Annotated in this window: 16 protein-coding genes and 4 tRNA genes; all 20 read right to left on the bottom strand. The window is 57.3% G+C overall.

Features of this window, described 5'->3' with window-relative positions; all coding sequences use genetic code 11:
- Positions 1-605: GTP-binding protein (locus FFS13_RS19395; RefSeq protein WP_137820692.1), on the bottom strand; the 605-nt coding region annotated here is incomplete at its 3' end.
- A 30-nt stretch (positions 606-635) separates the two neighbouring features.
- Positions 636-2738, bottom strand: coding sequence for an elongation factor G (fusA, locus tag FFS13_RS19390; RefSeq protein WP_137820691.1), 2103 nt, complete (start codon positions 2736-2738; stop codon positions 636-638).
- A gap of 30 nt (positions 2739-2768) precedes the next feature.
- Positions 2769-3239 (bottom strand): 30S ribosomal protein S7, encoded by a 471-nt coding sequence (rpsG, locus tag FFS13_RS19385; protein ID WP_002555493.1) that lies wholly within the window; start codon positions 3237-3239, stop codon positions 2769-2771.
- Positions 3240-3390: 151 nt separating this feature from the next.
- Complete coding sequence (rpsL, locus tag FFS13_RS19380) at positions 3391-3762, bottom strand: 30S ribosomal protein S12 (RefSeq protein ID WP_003186084.1); 372 nt, start codon at positions 3760-3762, stop codon at positions 3391-3393.
- A gap of 178 nt (positions 3763-3940) precedes the next feature.
- On the bottom strand, positions 3941-8134 hold the full coding sequence (rpoC, locus tag FFS13_RS19375) for a DNA-directed RNA polymerase subunit beta' (protein WP_137820690.1): 4194 nt from the start codon (positions 8132-8134) through the stop codon (positions 3941-3943).
- 64 nt (positions 8135-8198) lie between these two features.
- Positions 8199-12272, bottom strand: coding sequence for a DNA-directed RNA polymerase subunit beta (gene rpoB / locus FFS13_RS19370; RefSeq protein ID WP_137820689.1), 4074 nt, complete (start codon positions 12270-12272; stop codon positions 8199-8201).
- Between the two features lie 221 nt (positions 12273-12493).
- Entirely contained in the window at positions 12494-12859 is a 366-nt protein-coding gene (gene rplL, locus FFS13_RS19365; RefSeq protein WP_137820688.1) for a 50S ribosomal protein L7/L12, read from the bottom strand.
- Positions 12860-12937: 78 nt separating this feature from the next.
- A complete protein-coding gene (gene rplJ, locus FFS13_RS19360) occupies positions 12938-13438 on the bottom strand; it encodes a 50S ribosomal protein L10 (protein WP_137820687.1) in 501 nt (166 codons plus the stop codon).
- A 225-nt stretch (positions 13439-13663) separates the two neighbouring features.
- The gene (gene rplA, locus FFS13_RS19355) at positions 13664-14359 is read right to left on the bottom strand and encodes a 50S ribosomal protein L1 (RefSeq protein WP_137820686.1); all 696 of its coding nucleotides are present in this window, start codon (positions 14357-14359) and stop codon (positions 13664-13666) included.
- Complete coding sequence (rplK, locus tag FFS13_RS19350) at positions 14359-14790, bottom strand: 50S ribosomal protein L11 (protein WP_137820685.1); 432 nt, start codon at positions 14788-14790, stop codon at positions 14359-14361. The genes rplA and rplK overlap by 1 nt, the downstream gene beginning before the upstream one ends.
- Positions 14791-14906: 116 nt before the next feature.
- A complete protein-coding gene (gene nusG, locus FFS13_RS19345) occupies positions 14907-15440 on the bottom strand; it encodes a transcription termination/antitermination protein NusG (RefSeq protein ID WP_137820684.1) in 534 nt (177 codons plus the stop codon).
- A gap of 9 nt (positions 15441-15449) precedes the next feature.
- Positions 15450-15818, bottom strand: coding sequence for a preprotein translocase subunit SecE (gene secE, locus FFS13_RS19340; protein WP_137820683.1), 369 nt, complete (start codon positions 15816-15818; stop codon positions 15450-15452).
- A gap of 49 nt (positions 15819-15867) precedes the next feature.
- A tRNA-Trp gene (locus FFS13_RS19335) sits at positions 15868-15943 on the bottom strand.
- A gap of 52 nt (positions 15944-15995) precedes the next feature.
- Positions 15996-17189: an elongation factor Tu gene (gene tuf / locus FFS13_RS19330; protein WP_137820682.1), complete on the bottom strand. Its 1194-nt coding sequence runs from the start codon at positions 17187-17189 to the stop codon at positions 15996-15998.
- An 84-nt stretch (positions 17190-17273) separates the two neighbouring features.
- A tRNA-Thr gene (locus FFS13_RS19325) sits at positions 17274-17349 on the bottom strand.
- A gap of 25 nt (positions 17350-17374) precedes the next feature.
- A tRNA-Gly gene (locus FFS13_RS19320) sits at positions 17375-17448 on the bottom strand.
- Between the two features lie 24 nt (positions 17449-17472).
- Positions 17473-17556, bottom strand: a tRNA-Tyr gene (locus tag FFS13_RS19315).
- Between the two features lie 141 nt (positions 17557-17697).
- Entirely contained in the window at positions 17698-18378 is a 681-nt protein-coding gene (locus FFS13_RS19310) for an SPOR domain-containing protein (RefSeq protein WP_137820681.1), read from the bottom strand.
- Positions 18379-18385: 7 nt separating this feature from the next.
- A complete protein-coding gene (locus FFS13_RS19305) occupies positions 18386-19135 on the bottom strand; it encodes a pantothenate kinase (protein WP_137820680.1) in 750 nt (249 codons plus the stop codon).
- Positions 19125-20087, bottom strand: a complete 963-nt coding sequence (gene birA, locus FFS13_RS19300) for a bifunctional biotin--[acetyl-CoA-carboxylase] ligase/biotin operon repressor BirA (RefSeq protein ID WP_137820679.1) — start codon at positions 20085-20087, stop codon at positions 19125-19127. Before birA ends, FFS13_RS19305 begins: the two co-directional genes overlap by 11 nt.
- Positions 20088-20239: the final 152 nt, after the last annotated feature.

Genomic DNA, 20239 nt, shown 5'->3' with positions numbered 1-20239 from the left:
TAGCTGTCCAGAGTCACAACCAGCTTACGCACGGCAGAGGTACCCATTTCGTTATCGTCTTGACCGTTCAACGCCATCAGCGCGGAACCGATAACGATCGGCGTGTCGTCGCCCGGGAAGTCGTAAGTGCTCAGCAGGTCACGCACTTCCATTTCAACCAGTTCCAGCAGCTCAGCGTCGTCCACCATGTCGGCCTTGTTCAGGAAGACCACGATGTACGGAACGCCTACCTGACGGGACAGCAGGATGTGCTCACGAGTCTGCGGCATCGGGCCGTCAGCAGCGGAGCAAACCAGGATCGCGCCGTCCATCTGCGCAGCACCAGTGATCATGTTTTTCACATAGTCAGCGTGGCCCGGGCAATCGACGTGCGCGTAGTGACGGACAGCCGAATCGTATTCAACGTGGGAAGTGTTGATCGTGATACCACGAGCCTTTTCTTCCGGAGCGTTATCGATCTGGGCAAAGTCACGCGCGGAACCACCGAAGGCTTCAGCGCAGACCTTGGTCAGAGCAGCAGTCAGAGTCGTTTTACCATGGTCAACGTGACCAATAGTGCCGACGTTGAGGTGCGGTTTTTTACGTTCAAATTTTTCTTTAGCCACGACAGTAAACCTCTTGCCTAAAGGGCTGGATCAGCCTTGTTTCTTGACGATAGCTTCGGCGATGTTCGACGGAGCTTCTGAGTACTTCGAAAATTCCATGGAGTAGCTGGCGCGACCCTGAGACATGGAGCGGACGTCGGTCGCATAACCAAACATCTCACCCAACGGAACCTCGGCACGAATCACTTTGCCGGCAACCGTATCTTCCATACCCTGGATCAGACCACGACGACGGTTCAGGTCGCCCATCACGTCACCCATGTAGTCTTCTGGCGTTACCACTTCCACTTTCATGATCGGCTCAAGCAGTACAGCGCCGCCCTTTTGGGCCAGCTGCTTGGTCGCCATGGAAGCAGCGATCTTAAATGCCATCTCGTTAGAGTCGACATCATGGTAAGAACCATCGAAGACCGCAGCTTTTAGGCCGATGAGCGGATAACCGGCAACAACGCCGTTTTTCATCTGCTCTTCGATACCCTTCTGAATAGCCGGGATGTATTCCTTCGGAACCACACCACCTACTACTTCGTTGACGAACTGCAGACCTTCCTGACCTTCGTCAGCCGGCTCGAAGCGGATCCAGCAATGACCGAACTGGCCACGACCACCGGATTGACGCACGAACTTGCCTTCGATTTCGCACTTGTTGCGAATGGTCTCACGGTAAGCAACCTGCGGCTTACCGATGTTGGCCTCCACACCGAACTCGCGCTTCATGCGGTCGACGAGAATATCCAGGTGCAACTCACCCATGCCCGAGATGATCGTCTGACCAGTCTCTTCGTCGGTCTTGACGCGGAAAGACGGGTCTTCCTGAGCAAGCTTGCCCAGAGCGATACCCATTTTTTCCTGGTCGACCTTGGTTTTCGGCTCAACGGCAACCGAGATAACCGGCTCTGGGAAGTCCATGCGCACCAGGATGATCGGCTTCTCAAGGGAGCACAGGGTGTCACCGGTGGTGACGTCTTTCATGCCGATCAGTGCAGCGATGTCACCAGCGCGCACCTCCTTGATTTCCTCACGAGTGTTCGCATGCATTTGCACCATACGACCAACACGTTCTTTCTTGCCTTTGACCGAGTTGATCACCGCATCGCCAGAGCTCAACACACCCGAATAAACGCGCGCGAAAGTCAGGGTACCGACGAACGGGTCTGTAGCGATCTTGAATGCCAGCGCCGAGAACGGTTCGCTGTCATCGGCATGACGCTCCATCTCAACGGTTTCGTCATCCGGATCGCTGCCCTTGATCGCCGGAATATCAACCGGAGCAGGCAGGTAATCGATCACGGCGTCGAGAACCAGGGGCACGCCCTTGTTCTTGAAGGAAGAACCACAAACAGCCGGTACGATTTCGCCAGCGATAGTGCGCTGACGCAGACCAGCCTTGATTTCTGCGATGGTGAGTTCTTCACCTTCGAGATACTTGTTCATGAACTCTTCGTTGGCTTCGGCGGCCGCCTCGACCATGTTGCTGCGCCACTCTTCAGCCAGACCCTGAAGCTCGGCCGGGATCTCTTCCTCACGGAAGGTCATACCCTGGTCGTCGTCGTTCCAGTAGACAGCCTTCATCTTGATCAGATCGATCTGACCAACGAAGTTCTCTTCGGAACCGATGGCCAACTGGATCGGCACCGGAGTGTGACCCAGGCGCTCTTTGATCTGACCAATCACACGCAGGAAGTTGGCACCGGCACGGTCCATCTTGTTGACGTAAACAAGACGCGGAACACCGTATTTGTTGGCTTGACGCCATACGGTTTCGGACTGCGGCTCAACACCCGAGGTACCACAGAACACCACGACCGCGCCATCGAGTACGCGCAAGGAGCGCTCTACTTCAATGGTGAAGTCCACGTGCCCAGGGGTGTCGATGATATTGAAACGGTACTTGTCGAACTGCTTGGAAGAACCCGCCCAGAACGCAGTAGTAGCAGCGGAGGTGATAGTGATACCACGCTCCTGCTCCTGCACCATCCAGTCCATGGTCGCGGCGCCATCATGCACCTCGCCCATTTTGTGGTTGACGCCCGTGTAGAACAGAACCCGCTCCGTCGTCGTGGTCTTGCCAGCATCCACGTGTGCGACGATACCGATGTTACGGTAGCGGTTAATCGGTGTAGTACGAGCCATAAAGCCCTCGCAAATTTAGAAGCGCCGAATTTAGAAGCGGTAGTGCGAGAAGGCCTTGTTGGCTTCTGCCATGCGGTGCACGTCTTCACGCTTCTTAACAGCAGCACCTTTGCCTTCAGCGGCATCCAACAACTCGCCAGCCAAACGCAGGGCCATGGATTTCTCGCCACGCTTACGGGCGAAATCCACCAGCCAGCGCATGGCCAGGGCGTTACGACGGGACGGACGAACTTCGACCGGAACCTGGTAAGTAGCACCGCCAACACGGCGCGACTTCACTTCGACCAGCGGAGCGATGGCGTCGAGAGCTTTCTCGAAGATTTCCAGGGGATCGCTGTTCTTACGTTCTTTAACCTTCTCCAGCGCGCCATAAACAATACGCTCGGCAACGGCTTTCTTGCCGCTTTCCATCACGTGGTTCATGAACTTGGCCAGGATTTGGCTACCGTATTTTGGATCGTCAAGCACTTCGCGCTTGGCTGCTACACGTCTTCTTGGCATGGATAAGCCCTCAAACGGTCTTCAGGTTAGCCCGGGAACAATAAACCCCTCGGATTACAATCTTGAGGGTTACGCCCGACCTTACTCTTATCGACTCAGAAAAATAGAAATCTGCAATTGTTCAAACGGCCGATTACTCGGACGCGCGCCCTTACTTCGGACGTTTGGTACCGTACTTCGAACGACCCTGGTTACGGCCTTTAACGCCGGAAGTATCCAAGGAGCCGCGAACGGTGTGGTAACGAACACCTGGCAAGTCTTTTACACGACCGCCGCGGATCAGTACCACGCTGTGCTCTTGCAGGTTGTGGCCTTCACCGCCGATGTACGAGGAAACCTCGAAACCGTTGGTCAGACGCACACGGCATACTTTACGCAGTGCCGAGTTAGGTTTTTTCGGCGTAGTGGTGTACACGCGAGTGCACACGCCACGACGTTGCGGGCAGTTCTGCAGCGCAGGCACGTCGGATTTCTCGACGATACGCTTACGCGGCTGACGTACCAGCTGGTTGATAGTTGCCATCTACTAGCTCCACTGTTGTCTTTCGACACTATTTGTTTTTCAACATAAGCAAAATGGCAGGACGTGAGTCCCGCCAAATTTAGGGGTACAAGAGTCTAAAGAGCTTCTGGCACCCCGTCAAGGCGAGGCCCCGGAGCCCCATCCATCACTGAACGGCTCACCGGGGCCCCACGCTCAATTACAGATTATTCAGCGCTTCGGACAACTGCGCTTCCGCCTCGCTCGCGCTCACCTGAACCGGCTTGCCGGCATCACGCTTGCGTTTGCGCTCACTGTGGTAAGCCAAGCCAGTACCGGCCGGGATCAGACGCCCCACGACCACGTTTTCTTTCAGGCCGCGCAGGAAGTCACGCTTGCCCGTAACCGCCGCCTCGGTGAGGACGCGGGTGGTCTCCTGGAAGGAGGCCGCAGAGATGAACGACTCGGTGGATAGCGACGCCTTGGTGATACCCAGCAGAACGCGGTCGAACTTGGAGATGAACTTGTCATCACCGCTCAGACGCTCGTTCTCGACCAGCACCTGGGTCAACTCCATCTGGTCGCCCTTGATGAAGCTGGAATCGCCGGATTCGGTGATCTCAACTTTGCGCAGCATCTGACGCAGGATGGTCTCGATGTGCTTGTCGTTGATCTTCACGCCCTGCAGGCGGTACACGTCCTGGATCTCGTTGACGATGTACTTGGCCAGCGCGCTGACACCCAGCAGACGCAGGATGTCGTGCGGATCGCTCGGACCGTCGGAGATCACTTCACCGCGGTTCACTTGCTCGCCTTCGAAGACGTTCAGGTGACGCCACTTCGGAATCAGCTCCTCGTACGGATCGCTGCCGTCGGTCGGCGTGATGACCAGGCGACGCTTGCCCTTGGTCTCTTTGCCGAAGGCGATGGTGCCGCTGACTTCCGCCAGAATCGACGCTTCCTTCGGACGACGCGCCTCGAACAGGTCGGCAACGCGCGGCAGACCACCGGTGATGTCGCGGGTCTTTGAGGTCTCTTGCGGGATACGGGCGATAACATCACCCACACCTACCTGAGCACCATCCGCGACACCGACCAAGGCGTTGGCCGGCAGGAAGTACTGGGCCGGTACGTCGGTACCCGGCAGCAGCAGATCCTTGCCATCGACACCGACCATCTTCACGGCCGGACGGATGTCCTTGCCGGCAGCCGGACGGTCTTTGGCATCGAGCACTTCAATGTTGGTCAGACCGGTCAATTCGTCGGTCTGGCGCTTGATGGTGATGCCTTCTTCCATGCCCACGTAGGTCACGGTACCTTTCATTTCGGTCACGATCGGGTGGGTGTGCGGATCCCACTTGGCGACGATCGCGCCAGCATCGACCTTGTCGCCTTCCTTGACGGAAATCACCGCACCGTACGGCAGCTTGTAGCGCTCGCGCTCACGACCGAAGTCATCCGCAATCGCCAGCTCACCGGAACGGGAGACCGCCACCAGGTTACCGTCGAGGCGCTCAACGTGCTTCAGGTTATGCAGGCGGATGGTACCGCCGTTCTTCACCTGAACGCTGTCCGCTGCCGAGGTCCGGCTTGCCGCACCACCGATGTGGAAGGTACGCATGGTCAGCTGGGTACCCGGCTCACCAATCGACTGAGCAGCGATTACGCCGACCGCTTCACCAATGTTGATCTGGTGACCGCGAGCCAGGTCGCGACCGTAGCACTTGGCGCAGATGCCGTAGCGAGTTTCACAGCTGATCGGCGAACGCACTATCACTTCGTCGATGCTGTTCAGCTCGATGAATTCAACCCACTGCTCATCCACCAGAGTACCGGCCGGAACCAGGATTTCTTCGCTGCCCGGCTTAAGCACGTCACGGGCGATCACTCGACCCAATACGCGCTCGCCCAGCGGCTCGACCACGTCGCCGCCTTCGATGTGCGGAGTCATCAGCAGACCGTGTTCGGTACCGCAATCGATCGCGGTCACTACCAAGTCCTGCGCAACATCCACCAGACGACGGGTCAGGTAACCGGAGTTCGCGGTCTTCAACGCGGTATCCGCCAAACCTTTACGCGCACCGTGCGTGGAGATGAAGTACTGCAGCACGCTCAGACCTTCACGGAAGTTCGCGGTAATCGGCGTCTCGATGATCGAGCCGTCCGGCTTGGCCATCAGGCCCCGCATACCGGCGAGCTGGCGGATCTGCGCAGCAGAACCCCGCGCACCCGAGTCGGCCATCATGTACATGGAGTTGAAGGACTCCTGATCGACTTCCTTGCCATGACGGTCGATCACCTTCTCTTTCGAGAGGTTAGCCATCATCGCCTTCGACACTTCGTCGTTGGCCTTGGACCACAGGTCGATCACCTTGTTGTACTTCTCGCCCTGGGTTACCAGGCCGGAAGCGTACTGGGCTTCGATCTCTTTCACTTCTTCGGTGGCCGCATCGATGATGCGAGCTTTCTCATCCGGAATGACGAAGTCATTCACGCCGATGGAAACACCGGAGATAGTCGAGTAAGCGAAACCGGTGTACATCAACTGGTCAGCGAAGATCACGGTGTCTTTCAAGCCACAGGTGCGGTAGCACTGGTTGATCAGCTTGGAGATCGCCTTCTTCTTCATCGGCAGGTTGACCACGTCATACGACAGGCCTTCCGGAACCACCTGGAACAGCAGCGCACGGCCGACAGTGGTGTCGACGATACGGGTGTTCTTGGTGATGCTGCCATCGCGGTCTTTGATGACCTCGTTGATGCGCACTTTAACTTTGGCGTGCAGGGCTGCCTCGCCACCGCGGAATACCCGATCGACTTCCTGCAGGTCAGCGAACACACGACCTTCGCCCTTGGCGTTGATCGCTTCGCGGGTCATGTAATACAGACCCAAGACCACGTCCTGCGACGGCACGATGATTGGCTCACCGTTGGCTGGCGACAGGATGTTGTTGGTCGACATCATCAGCGCACGCGCTTCGAGCTGGGCTTCCAGCGTCAGCGGAACGTGCACGGCCATCTGGTCGCCGTCGAAGTCGGCGTTGTACGCGGCGCAGACCAGCGGGTGCAGCTGAATCGCCTTACCTTCGATCAGCACCGGCTCGAACGCCTGGATACCCAGACGGTGCAGGGTCGGTGCCCGGTTGAGCAGGACCGGATGTTCGCGAATCACTTCGGCGAGAACGTCCCAAACCTCTGGCAGCTCGCGCTCGACCATTTTCTTCGCAGCTTTGATGGTGGTGGCCAGGCCACGCATTTCCAGCTTGCCGAAAATGAACGGTTTGAACAGCTCGAGGGCCATCTTCTTCGGCAGACCGCACTGGTGCAGACGCAGGGTCGGGCCGACGGTAATTACCGAACGACCGGAGTAGTCCACGCGCTTACCGAGCAAGTTCTGACGGAAACGACCTTGCTTACCCTTGATCATGTCGGCCAAGGACTTCAGCGGACGCTTGTTCGAGCCGGTGATGGCGCGACCGCGACGGCCGTTGTCGAGCAGGGCGTCGACCGCTTCCTGCAACATGCGCTTTTCGTTGCGCACGATGATGTCCGGCGCGGACAGGTCGAGCAGGCGCTTCAGACGATTGTTACGGTTGATCACCCGACGATACAGATCGTTCAGGTCGGACGTCGCGAAACGACCACCATCGAGCGGCACCAACGGACGCAGATCGGGCGGCAGCACCGGCAGAACGGTCAGTACCATCCACTCGGGATGGTTGCCGGAGCCCTGGAAGGCTTCCATCAGCTTCAGGCGCTTGGACAGCTTCTTGATCTTGGTTTCCGAGTTGGTCTGCGGAATTTCTTCACGCAAGCGGGCAGTCTCGTGCTCCAGATCGATGGCGCTGAGCAGTTCGCGAACAGCCTCGGCACCCATGCGGGCGTCGAAGTCGTCACCGAACTCTTCGATGGCTTCGAAGTACTGCTCGTCGTTCAGCAGCTGGCCTTTTTCCAGAGTGGTCATGCCCGGATCGATAACGACATAGCTCTCGAAGTAGAGAACGCGCTCGATATCCCGCAGGGTCATGTCCAGCAGCAGGCCGATACGGCTCGGCAGCGACTTGAGGAACCAGATGTGGGCAACCGGCGAAGCCAGTTCGATGTGCGCCATGCGCTCACGACGGACTTTGGCCAGGGCCACTTCAACGCCGCACTTCTCGCAGATCACACCGCGGTGCTTGAGGCGCTTGTACTTGCCGCACAGGCACTCGTAGTCTTTGACTGGGCCGAAGATCTTGGCGCAGAACAGGCCGTCACGCTCGGGTTTGAACGTACGGTAGTTAATGGTTTCCGGCTTTTTAACTTCACCGAACGACCACGAACGGATCATCTCAGGCGAGGCCAACCCAATACGGATGGCATCGAACTCTTCGACTTGACCCTGGTTTTTCAGCAAATTCAGTAGGTCTTTCAAGGCCTTTCCTCCTGGCGGAGCAAGGAGCGGGCTAGACAGCCCCGCTCCCGATGCGCGTCACGTGTTATTCGGTTTCCAGATCGATATCGATACCGAGCGAACGGATCTCTTTGATCAACACGTTGAAGGACTCGGGCATGCCCGGCTCCATACGGTGATCGCCGTCCACGATGTTTTTGTACATCTTGGTCCGGCCGTTCACGTCATCCGACTTAACGGTCAGCATTTCCTGCAGGGTGTAAGCGGCGCCGTAGGCTTCCAACGCCCACACCTCCATCTCCCCGAAGCGCTGACCACCGAACTGCGCCTTACCACCCAGCGGCTGCTGGGTAACCAGGCTGTAGGAACCCGTGGAACGCGCGTGCATCTTGTCGTCCACCAGGTGGTTCAGTTTCAGCATGTACATGTAACCCACGGTCACCGGACGCTCAAACTTGTTGCCGGTACGGCCATCGAACAGCTGCATCTGGCCGCTTTCTGGCAGATCTGCCAGTTTCAGCATGGCTTTGATTTCGCTTTCCTTGGCGCCGTCGAACACCGGAGTCGCCATCGGCACGCCGCCACGCAGGTTCTTCGCCAGGTCGAGAATTTCCTGGTCAGACAGGTCTGCCAGAGTCTCTTGACGGCCACCGATCTCGTTATAGATCTGGTGCAGGAACTTACGCAGATCAGCGACCTTGCGCTGCTCTTCGAGCATGCGGTTGATCTTCTCGCCCAGACCTTTGGCCGCGAGGCCCAGGTGGGTTTCGAGGATCTGACCGACGTTCATCCGCGAAGGTACGCCCAGCGGGTTGAGGACGATGTCGACCGGGGTGCCATGGGCATCGTGCGGCATGTCTTCGACCGGCATGATCACCGAGACCACACCCTTGTTACCGTGACGACCGGCCATCTTGTCGCCCGGCTGGATGCGGCGACGGATTGCCAGGTAGACCTTGACGATCTTCAGCACGCCCGGAGCCAGGTCATCGCCTTGCTGCAGCTTGCGCTTCTTGTCTTCGAACTTGTCGTCGAGCATCTGGCGACGGTCGATGATGTACGCCTGCGCCTTCTCAAGCTGCTCGTTCAGAGCATCTTCAGCCATACGCAGCTTGAACCACTGACCGCGCTCGAGGCCGTCGAGGAACTCGTCGGTGATCTCGGCGCCTTTCTTCAGACCCGCACCACCTTCAGCCTTCTTGCCAACCAGGGCGGAACGCAGACGTTCGAAGGTCGCGCCCTCAACGATACGGAACTCTTCGTTCAGATCCTTACGGATCTCGTCGAGTTGCATCTTCTCGATCGACAGCGCACGAGCATCACGCTCGACGCCATCACGGGTGAAGACCTGTACGTCGATGACCGTACCCTTGGTGCCAGTCGGCACGCGCAGGGAGGTATCTTTAACGTCGGAGGCCTTCTCACCGAAGATCGCGCGCAGCAGCTTCTCTTCCGGCGTCAGCTGGGTCTCGCCTTTCGGGGTGACCTTACCGACCAGGATGTCGCCAGCGCCAACTTCGGCACCCACGTAAACGATACCGGCTTCGTCCAGCTTGTTCAGCGCAGCTTCGCCCACGTTCGGAATGTCCGAAGTGATCTCTTCTGGCCCGAGCTTGGTGTCACGCGCCACGCAGGTCAGTTCCTGAATGTGGATCGTGGTGAAACGGTCTTCCTGAACCACACGCTCCGAGAGGAGGATGGAGTCTTCGAAGTTGTAACCGTTCCAGGCCATGAACGCGATGCGCATGTTCTGACCCAGAGCCAGTTCACCCATGTCGGTGGACGGACCGTCAGCCAGGATGTCGCTACGCTCGACCTTGTCACCTTTGCTCACCAGCGGACGCTGGTTGATGCAGGTGTTCTGGTTGGAGCGGGTGTACTTGGTCAGGTTGTAGATGTCGACGCCGGCTTCACCGGTTTCGACTTCATCATCCGCCACACGCACCACGATACGGCTGGCATCGACCGAGTCGATCACGCCGCCGCGACGCGCCACGACGCAAACGCCGGAGTCGCGCGCCACGTTACGCTCCATCCCGGTGCCGACCAGCGGCTTGTCGGAGCGCAGAGTCGGTACGGCCTGACGCTGCATGTTCGAACCCATCAACGCACGGTTGGCGTCGTCGTGCTCGAGGAACGGGATCAACGAAGCGGCGACGGACACAACCTGCTTCGGCGAAACGTCCATGAGGGTGACGTCTTCCGGCACCTTGACGGTGAACTCGTTCAGGTGACGTACGGCCACCAGCTCGTCGACCAGCTGACCCTTCTGGTTCATCGTTGCCGATGCCTGAGCGATCACGTGATCCGCCTCTTCGATCGCGGAGAGGAAGACGATTTCGTCAGTGACCAGGGTGTCTTTCACCACCCGGTACGGGCTTTCCAGGAAGCCGTACTGGTTAGTGCGCGCGTAGGCCGCCAGGGAGTTGATTAGACCGATGTTCGGACCTTCCGGCGTTTCGATCGGGCAGACGCGACCATAGTGGGTCGGGTGTACGTCACGAACTTCGAAGCCAGCACGCTCACGGGTCAGACCGCCCGGGCCGAGCGCGGAGACGCGGCGCTTGTGGGTGATCTCGGACAGCGGGTTGTTCTGGTCCATGAACTGCGAGAGCTGGCTGGAACCGAAGAACTCCTTCACCGCCGCCGCAACCGGCTTGGCGTTGATCAGGTCTTGCGGCATCAGGCCTTCGCTTTCGGCCATCGACAGACGCTCTTTGACCGCGCGCTCGACACGCACCAGGCCCACGCGGAACTGGTTCTCGGCCATCTCGCCGACACAACGCACACGACGGTTACCCAGGTGGTCGATGTCGTCGACTATGCCTTTGCCGTTACGGATATCGACCAGCGTCTTGAGGACTTCGACGATATCTTCCTTGCTCAGCACGCCCGAACCCTCGATCTCGGTACGACCGATACGACGGTTGAACTTCATCCGGCCGACGGCGGACAGGTCGTAACGCTCGGCGCTGAAGAACAGGTTGTTGAACAGGGTTTCGGCAGCATCCTTGGTCGGCGGCTCGCCGGGACGCATCATGCGATAGATCTCGACCAGCGCTTCCAACTGATTGGTAGTGGAGTCGATTTTCAGGGTGTCGGAGATGAACGGGCCGCAATCGATGTCGTTGGTGTACAGCGTTTCGATGCGCACGACCTGAGCCTTGGCGATTTTTGCCAGGATCTCGGTGTTCAGCTCGGTATTGCACTCGGCGAGGATCTCGCCGGTGGCCGGATGCACGATGGCCTTGGCGCTGGTGCGGCCGATCACGTAGTCCAGCGGCACTTCCAGCTCTTTGATGCCGGATTTGTCCAACTGGTTGATGTGGCGCGCGGTAATACGGCGGCCCTGCTCAACGATGACCTTGCCCTTCTCGTCTTTGATGTCGAGGACGGCAATTTCACCACGCAGACGCTGCGGAACCAGTTCCAGGCTCAGGGTCTCGCCCTTCACGTGGAATACGTTGGTCGCATAGAACGCGTCGAGCACTTGCTCGGTGGTGTAACCCAGCGCGCGCAGCAGAACCGATGCCGGCAGCTTGCGGCGACGGTCGATACGCACGAAGACTGCGTCCTTCGGATCGAATTCGAAGTCGAGCCAGGAACCGCGGTAAGGAATGATCCGCGCGGAATACAGCAGCTTGCCGGAGCTGTGAGTCTTGCCACGGTCGTGGTCGAAGAACACGCCTGGGGAGCGGTGCAGCTGGGAAACGATGACACGCTCGGTACCGTTGATAACGAAGGTACCGTTCTCGGTCATCAGGGGGATTTCCCCCATGTAGACTTCTTGCTCTTTAATGTCCTTGATCGCTTTGTTCGACGATTCCTTATCGAAAATGATCAGACGGACTTTTACCCGCAGCGGCACGGCGAATGTCACGCCACGCAGCACGCACTCTTTCACGTCAAATGCCGGTTCGCCCAAGCGATAACCGACATACTCCAGAGCAGCATTGCCGGAATAGCTGATAATCGGGAAAACGGACTTGAAGGCCGCATGCAGGCCGATGTCGCGGAACTGATCTTTCGTCGCTCCCGCCTGCAGGAATTCGCGATACGAATCCAGCTGGATGGCCAGGAGATACGGCACATCCATGACATCCGGCAACTTGCTAAAGTCCTTGCGGATACGTTTTTTCTCAGTATATGAGTAAGCCATCAGCGTTCCCCAGCTTGGTCACCTGCTTATTTGGCTCCTCCCGACGGGAGCAGCCAGAAAATCTTGCAAACCCAATGGTTTGCGCCACCGCACAGGGTGGTTACCGCTTCGGTTAAAGGCCAACCTTCGAAGGCGGCCTATAACGGAAAAAGGCCGGTGGCAAAAGCCACCAGCCATCAGCCGTTCGCTTAACGCTTGGGCTGTAGACGCAAGGTCGTCGCTTACTTGAGCTCGACTTTAGCGCCAGCTTCTTCCAGGGCCTTCTTGGCAGCTTCAGCTTCGTCTTTCGACACGCCTTCTTTGACAATGCCAGGAGCGCTGTCAACAACGGCTTTAGCTTCTTTCAGACCCAGACCGGTCAGTTCACGAACGACCTTGATCACGTTAACTTTCTTCTCGCCAGACTCGAGCAACATGACGTTGAACTCGGTTTGTTCTTCAGCAACGGCAGCAGCTACAGCTGGGCCAGCGGAAGCAGCAGCAGCGGTAACGCCGAACTTCTCTTCCATTGCCTTGATCAGTTCAACAACTTCCAGAACGCTTTTCTGGCCGATTGCTTCGATGATGTCTTCGTTAGACAGAGCCATGACTCTAATTCCTGTATTGGGGGACAGCCTTCGCGGCCATCGAAATAAACAAATAAACTTGAAAGAATTTGCTTGGCCTTAAGCGGCGGCAGCTTCTTTCTGGTCGCGAACGGCCGCCAGAGTACGAGCCAACTTGCTGGTAGCGCCTTGAATCACGCTCATCAGCTGAGAAATGGCTTCGTCGTAGGTCGGCAGAGTTGCCAGTACGTCGATCTGATTAGCTGCGAGGAACTTGCCCTCGAACGCAGCTGCCTTGATCTCGAACTTGTCCTGACCCTTGGCGAATTCCTTGAACAGACGGGCAGCAGCGCCAGCGTGTTCGGTGGAGAACGCAATCAGGGTCGGGCCTTTGAACACGTCGTTGAGCACGTCATATTGAGTGCCCTCAACGGCGCGGCGCAGCAGGGTATTACGTACGACACGCACGTATACGCCAGCTTCGCGGGCCTCTTTACGGAGTCCGGTCATAGCGCCTACTGTCACACCACGGGCATCAGCCACGACAGCGGACAGAGCGACTTTGGCAGCCTCGTTGACTTCAGCGACGATGGCCTTCTTGTCTTCGAGTTTAATTGCCACGGGTTAACTCCTGCTTGTTACCGTTTCATCCAACCGAGGTCGGATGTCGTTTGGTGTCTGATTCGGTAAGGAATCGGGAGCACCATCTGCGTAGGCTTGAGAGGTTCACCTCCCGGGTTTAAGACTTGCGTCGCCTACGGTCTTGGATAGCCCCCGCCAGGCAGGGACCCCAATTTTTGCAAGCTGGCGAGATCGCTCCCGCCAACCCTATACATTCACAGCGACTTAAGCGTCGAGCGAGCCTTGGTCGATAACCAGACCTGGACCCATGGTGGTGCTCAGGGTCACACGCTTGACGTAGATGCCTTTCGACGAAGCTGGCTTGATGCGCTTCAGATCGGCGATCAGAGCTTCCACGTTTTCCTTCAGCTTGACGGCGTCGAAGCCGACCTTGCCGACGGAGGTGTGGATGATGCCGTTCTTGTCGGTGCGATAACGAACCTGACCGGCCTTCGCGTTTTTCACCGCAGTAGCCACGTCTGGAGTCACGGTGCCGACTTTCGGGTTAGGCATCAGGCCGCGCGGGCCGAGGATCTGACCCAACTGACCAACGACACGCATCGCGTCCGGGGAGGCGATGACCACGTCATAGTTCAGGTCGCCGCCTTTCATTTCGGCAGCCAGGTCGTCCATGCCAACGCGATCGGCGCCGGCAGCCAGAGCAGCTTCAGCTGCCGGGCCTTGGGTGAACACGGCAACGCGAACGGTCTTGCCAGTGCCGTGCGGCAGCACGGTGGCGCTACGTACGACCTGGTCGGATTTACGCGGATCGACGCCCAGGTTCACAGCGACATCAACCGACTCGGTGAACTTGACTTTCGACAGCTCGCTCAGCAGGTTTGCAGCTTCTTCGAAGCCATAAGCCTTGCCCGGAACAATTTTTTCGGCGATAGCTTTTTGGCGCTTGGTCAACTTAGCCATTACACACCCTCCACGTTGAGGCCCATGCTGCGAGCGGAGCCGGCGATAGTACGCACGGCCGCATCCATATCAGCTGCGGTCAGATCGGCATTCTTGGTCTTGGCGATCTCTTCGAGCTGAGCACGGGTCACGGTGCCCACCTTGACGGTGTTCGGGCGCGCGGAACCGCTGGTCAAGCCGGCAGCCTTCTTCAGCAGAACCGAAGCCGGGGTGCTTTTGGTTTCAAAAGTGAAGCTGCGGTCGCTGTAGACAGTGATGATCACTGGAGTCGGCAGACCAGGTTCCATGCCCTGGGTCTTGGCGTTGAACGCCTTGCAGAACTCCATGATATTCACACCGTGCTGACCCAGAGCCGGGCCAACGGGCGGACTCGGGTTGGCCTGTGCAGCCTTCACTTGCAGCTTGATATAAGCCGTTATCTTCTTAGCCATGAGCTACTCCAATTACGGGTTCTAGCGCCTTGCGGCTCCCCGGTTACCTGCGTGTTTATCCCAGTGACGACAAAACCCCACAGCCTAGGACTGCGGGGTACGGGACGCCTTGTCAGCTATGCCTTCTCGACCTGACTGAACTCTAACTCAACCGGGGTAGAGCGACCAAAGATGGTCACAGCAACCTGAATCCGGCTTTTTTCATAATTCACTTCTTCAACCACACCACTGAAGTCAGCAAAAGGACCGTCAATAACTCGGACCATCTCACCCGGCTCGAACAGCGTTTTAGGCTTCGGCTTGTCGCTACCATCAGCAACGCGACGCAGAATTGCATCAGCCTCTTTATCCGTAATAGGCGCAGGCTTGTCGGCAGTGCCGCCGATAAAGCCCATGACGCGAGGAGTATCCTTGACCAAGTGCCAAGTACCTTCGTTCATGTCCATCTGCACCAGAACATAGCCCGGAAAGAATTTGCGTTCGCTTTTGCGCTTCTGGCCATTACGCATCTCCACCACTTCCTCAGTGGGGACCAGAATCTCGCCGAACCCATCTTCCATGCCAGCCAGCTTGACGCGCTCAACCAGGGAGCGCATGACATGCTTCTCGTAACCCGAGTAAGCATGCACAACATACCAACGCTTAGCCACGGGACACCTTCAACCAACAATCAAGGAAACAAGCCAGCCCAACAGGGAATCGAGCCCCCAGAGCACCAACGCCATCACCAAAACAACAGCCACGACAATCAACGTGGTCTGCGTAGTTTCCTGGCGAGTCGGCCAAACGACCTTTCGAATTTCAACACGAGCTTCTTTTGCGAGCCCGAAAAACGCTTGCCCCTTGCCGGTCTGCAGCCCTACAAATGCAGCAACAGCCGCAAGCACCAACAGACCCAGGACACGATACAGAATCGGCTCACCAGAGAAGAACTGATTGCCGACCACGCCAACCACCACCAAAGCAGCAACCACAAGCCACTTGAGCAGATCAAAGCGAGAATCTTTGGCTTCAGCCTTAACAGTCATTTACGAGGATCCTGTGAAAGACGTGCCAGTTTTAACTACTGTGTAAAACTGGCAGGTCAGGAGGGAATCGAACCCCCAACCTACGGTTTTGGAGACCGTCGCTCTGCCAATTGAGCTACTGACCTAAAACAAAATCAGGCCGACCATTATGCCGGCCCGACAGGGGCAGATCAACGATTACTCGATGATTTTGGCTACTACACCAGCGCCAACGGTACGACCGCCTTCACGGATGGCAAAACGCAGACCGTCTTCCATCGCGATCGGAGCAATCAGGGTGACAACCATTTTGATGTTGTCGCCCGGCATTACCATTTCAACGCCTTCTGGCAGCTCGCAGTTACCGGTCACGTCAGTCGTACGGAAGTAGAACTGCGGACGGTAGCCTTTGAAGAACGGAGTATGACGGCCGCCTTCTTCCTTGCTCAGAATGTACACTTCGCCTTCGAACTTGGTGTGCGGCTTGATGGTGCCTGGCTTGGCCAATACCTGGCCACGCTCGACGTCATCACGCTTGGTGCCACGCAGCAGTACGCCGACGTTCTCACCGGCACGGCCTTCGTCCAGCAGCTTGCGGAACATCTCAACGCCGGTGCAGATGGTCTTGGTGGTATCACGGATACCGACAATTTCCACTTCTTCCTGAATCTTGACGATGCCACGCTCGACACGACCAGTTACCACGGTGCCGCGACCGGAGATGGAGAACACGTCTTCGATTGGCATCAGGAACGGCTTGTCGATCGCGCGCTCGGGCTCAGGAATGTAGCTGTCCAGAGTCTCAACCAGCTTACGCACGGCAGAGGTACCCATTTCGTTATCGTCTTGACCGTTCAACGCCATCAGCGCGGAACCGATAACGATCGGCGTGTCGTCGCCTGGGAAGTCGTAAGTGCTCAGCAGGTCACGCACTTCCATTTCAACCAGTTCCAGCAGCTCAGCGTCGTCCACCATGTCGGCCTTGTTCAGGAAGACCACGATGTACGGAACGCCTACCTGACGGGACAGCAGGATGTGCTCACGAGTCTGCGGCATCGGGCCGTCAGCAGCGGAGCAAACCAGGATCGCGCCGTCCATCTGCGCAGCACCAGTGATCATGTTTTTCACATAGTCAGCGTGGCCCGGGCAATCGACGTGCGCGTAGTGACGGACAGCCGAATCGTATTCAACGTGGGAAGTGTTGATCGTGATACCACGAGCCTTTTCTTCCGGAGCGTTATCGATCTGGGCAAAGTCACGCGCGGAACCACCGAAAGCCTCAGCGCAGACCTTGGTCAGAGCAGCAGTCAGAGTCGTTTTACCATGGTCAACGTGACCAATAGTGCCGACGTTGAGGTGCGGCTTCTTCCGTTCAAACTTTTCTTTAGCCATCAGACCGTCTCCCATCGATAAATTGAGCTAGTCACGCCACCATTAAAACAAAGGCAGATATCTGCATATCTGCCTTCTTAATAATGGAGCTCATGAGCGGAATCGAACCGCTGACCTCACCCTTACCAAGGGTGTGCTCTACCAGCTGAGCTACATGAGCGAACACTTTGCACAAACAACAAACTTGGAGCGGGTAGCGGGAATCGAACCCGCACCATCAGCTTGGAAGGCTGAGGTTCTACCGTTGAACTATACCCGCGGAGCTTGCAGCTCACGCTTAATTTGGTGGAGGGGGAAGGATTCGAACCTTCGAAACTCGCGTGTCAGATTTACAGTCTGATCCCTTTGGCCACTCGGGAACCCCTCCAAAGTGAGGCGGCATTTTCGTAGCATGCCACCCTACTGTCAAGCATTTCCTCATAAAAAACTTGAGGTTAGCTTCATTGACAGCAACTTTTCAGACTCACTTAGAAAGCAACCCTGCAAAGCGGGCGCCATTCTATTCAAACTAACGAGGCGTTGCAACGCTTTCGCAAGGCATTAATTGATGCTGCAACCCATTGAAGTCCTGCGCCAAAGCCTGCAGCAGCGCATCATCGGCAAGCCGCCGACTCTGAGGCGCAATGCGCACCCAGAAATCACGGTGGGCACGCGGCAACTCACGCATCATCGGCTCATACCCCACCTCGCGCAGGCGCTGCATGACACTTTCAGCAGACTCGCCGCGAGGAAAGATCCCCAGAGAAATGCCATTGGACAAATCCCCCTGAGTAATGATGTAGCTGTCGATTTTCCGCGCCTGCAACTCTTTTAGTTGACGCAGCGAAGCCTGCCGAGAGGCAAGAGGCGCCAGGTAGACCCAGTAGTCCAGTCCCGCCGGTGCATCAACAGCCTTTACCTGTGATTGAATATCCAGACTGAGCAGGCGTTGCTCTACCACTTGAGCGGCATCCTCCCGCTCAAACCCACCCAGAAAGAGACAGACCTCGGAGACTTCCGCCGCAGTTCCGCCCGACGGCTCGCGACGAACCTGAGCCCCGTCCGACTCACTGAGCAGGCGAATATCCTGCCGCGCCCCCTGATACAACGAGAGTGGGGCCACTTCCTTCGCACGCAAGGGTGCCTGCTGCTGGTGCCAGACGTAATAAAAAAGATTGAGTACCAGCAACAGAAGAAATAGCCAGCGCATAAAAACCTCAGGACAACGGACAGACAATCGCCAAACCAATAAAAATCAGATCCGGCATCACGCGCGCAGAAGGCAGAATCTCCTTCACCAGCAGAGCATCCCCCCCCGTCAGGAACACCTGGAAATCTTCCCCCCAGTATTCTTTAGCCAGTTCAAGCTGCGTATGAACAAAACCACGCAGCATTAACGAGCAACCGCGCTCAACCGCCTCAACAGTCGAGCGCCCCGGCGTCAACGCATGAAGGGCCTGCTCGGCAGCTACATCATCGTAACGAATACGCCGAGTATGCGTTCTCAGTTGATTGCGCATTAACGGCACCCCAGGACAAATGAAACCGCCCAGATGCTCGCCATCGGCAGCCACGAAATCAGAAGTAACCGCCGTCCCCAAGTCCAGGACTAGACATGCTCTGCCAGCCAGATGATAAGCGCCTAATACCGCCAACCAGCGATCCAAACCAAGCCGCTCATAGTCACTGTAGCCATTGCGCACTCCAGCGGCCACAGCGGCGGAGCGCGCACGGCAAGAAGCAATCCCAAACCGCTGCGCCAGAAGATTTACGAGCTGTGCCGTCTCATCATCACTACGCACACTGACCAGGCGACAATGCTGCAATGCCAGATCAGGAATAAGTTGCAGCACCGAAACCAGCTGCTCAGCCGAATCGACGACGCCACCAGACAGCACAACCGGACCGGCGCCCACCAGCACACGCCACTTAATAAAGCTATTACCGCAGTCGAGCTCAAGAATCATCGCGCAACCTCAAACTGAGCTCACCGCCACTGTATTGCCGCTCAATGCCATCCACCAGCAAACGCAGAGCCCCCTGCCGGTCAATACCCAACACAACACCCTCAATCTGCCGCTCCCCAGCGGTCAGAAGCACTGAACGCCCTTGCCACAGGTGAGCAGCCTCCCATTCAGCCTGCAGCCCCACAAAGCCCTGCTCACGATGCTTCGCCAGGTAATCATGCAAGCGTTCGTTTAACTGGCAGACCAATACATTACGATCTATCAACTCACCAACCTCAATTCGCATCGAGGTCCAAGGCTGCCCAATACCCTCATCGATAGCCCGCATATTCACATTGACCCCAATGCCTATGACCACGTGACAAACATCCGCCGGATCACCAGATAACTCCAACAGGATCCCTGCGATCTTGCGGCCCGACACAAGAAGATCATTTGGCCACTTCAGACCAACATCCGCCACACCCGCACTCCGCAGCGCCTGCATCACAGCAAGACCGACAACTAGGCTAAGCCCCTCGAGTTGGCGAGCACCACCCTCGACACGCAATACCAGACTGTAATAAAGATTCTCCGCAAACGGACTCACCCACTTGCGCCCTCGACGACCACGCCCAGCTGTTTGGCGCTCCGCCAAAACGAAGAATGGCGCTTGCGCTCCACGCTCCAAACACCTCAGCGCCTCAGCATTTGTAGAGTCAGTCGACTCAACAAGGAACGATGCCCAGGCCGGCACTCCACCGAGCACAGCCAAGCGCTCAGCATCCAGCAACACTAACTGGCTAGCTAAGCGATAACCTCGGCCACGCACCTTATGAACAGGCAAGCTCAATTCAGCTTCTAATTGCTGTAATTGCTTCCACACAGCGCTTCGGCTCACCCCTAGGGCAGCCCCAAGCGCTTGCCCAGAATGGAAACGCCCATCCTGCAAGAGCCTCAACAACGTCAGCATGCGGATATCACCTCACAACGAGGCTGGCATCATATCGGCGCGCATCTCGATTGCATAGAAAGCTCCCACTTGGCGCTCATCGATCCGCACTGCTTCAGTGCTAACCCCGCAGGTAGCCCTGCCGCCCCGCCCGCCCTCGAGTACCTTTCCAG

Origin of the sequence: Pseudomonas sp. 2FG (genome assembly GCF_005502935.1) — a bacterium.
In the GTDB taxonomy this organism is placed as follows: Bacteria; Pseudomonadota; Gammaproteobacteria; order Pseudomonadales; family Pseudomonadaceae; genus Aquipseudomonas.
This window is presented reverse-complemented; position numbering and strand designations above follow the sequence as displayed.

Excerpts from the sequence above, each read along its gene's own strand:
- fusA (WP_137820691.1), bottom strand. The coding sequence starts at position 2,738 with ATGGCTCGTACTACACCGATTAACCGCTACCGTAACATCGGTATCGTC.
- rpsG (WP_002555493.1), bottom strand. The coding sequence starts at position 3,239 with ATGCCAAGAAGACGTGTAGCAGCCAAGCGCGAAGTGCTTGACGATCCA.
- rpsL (WP_003186084.1), bottom strand. The coding sequence starts at position 3,762 with ATGGCAACTATCAACCAGCTGGTACGTCAGCCGCGTAAGCGTATCGTC.
- rpoB (WP_137820689.1), bottom strand. The coding sequence starts at position 12,272 with ATGGCTTACTCATATACTGAGAAAAAACGTATCCGCAAGGACTTTAGC.
- rplL (WP_137820688.1), bottom strand. The coding sequence starts at position 12,859 with ATGGCTCTGTCTAACGAAGACATCATCGAAGCAATCGGCCAGAAAAGC.
- rplA (WP_137820686.1), bottom strand. The coding sequence starts at position 14,359 with ATGGCTAAGTTGACCAAGCGCCAAAAAGCTATCGCCGAAAAAATTGTT.
- rplK (WP_137820685.1), bottom strand. The coding sequence starts at position 14,790 with ATGGCTAAGAAGATAACGGCTTATATCAAGCTGCAAGTGAAGGCTGCA.
- secE (WP_137820683.1), bottom strand. The coding sequence starts at position 15,818 with ATGACTGTTAAGGCTGAAGCCAAAGATTCTCGCTTTGATCTGCTCAAG.
- tuf (WP_137820682.1), bottom strand. The coding sequence starts at position 17,189 with ATGGCTAAAGAAAAGTTTGAACGGAAGAAGCCGCACCTCAACGTCGGC.
- FFS13_RS19310 (WP_137820681.1), bottom strand. The coding sequence starts at position 18,378 with ATGCGCTGGCTATTTCTTCTGTTGCTGGTACTCAATCTTTTTTATTAC.
- FFS13_RS19305 (WP_137820680.1), bottom strand. The coding sequence starts at position 19,135 with ATGATTCTTGAGCTCGACTGCGGTAATAGCTTTATTAAGTGGCGTGTG.
- birA (WP_137820679.1), bottom strand. The coding sequence starts at position 20,087 with ATGCTGACGTTGTTGAGGCTCTTGCAGGATGGGCGTTTCCATTCTGGG.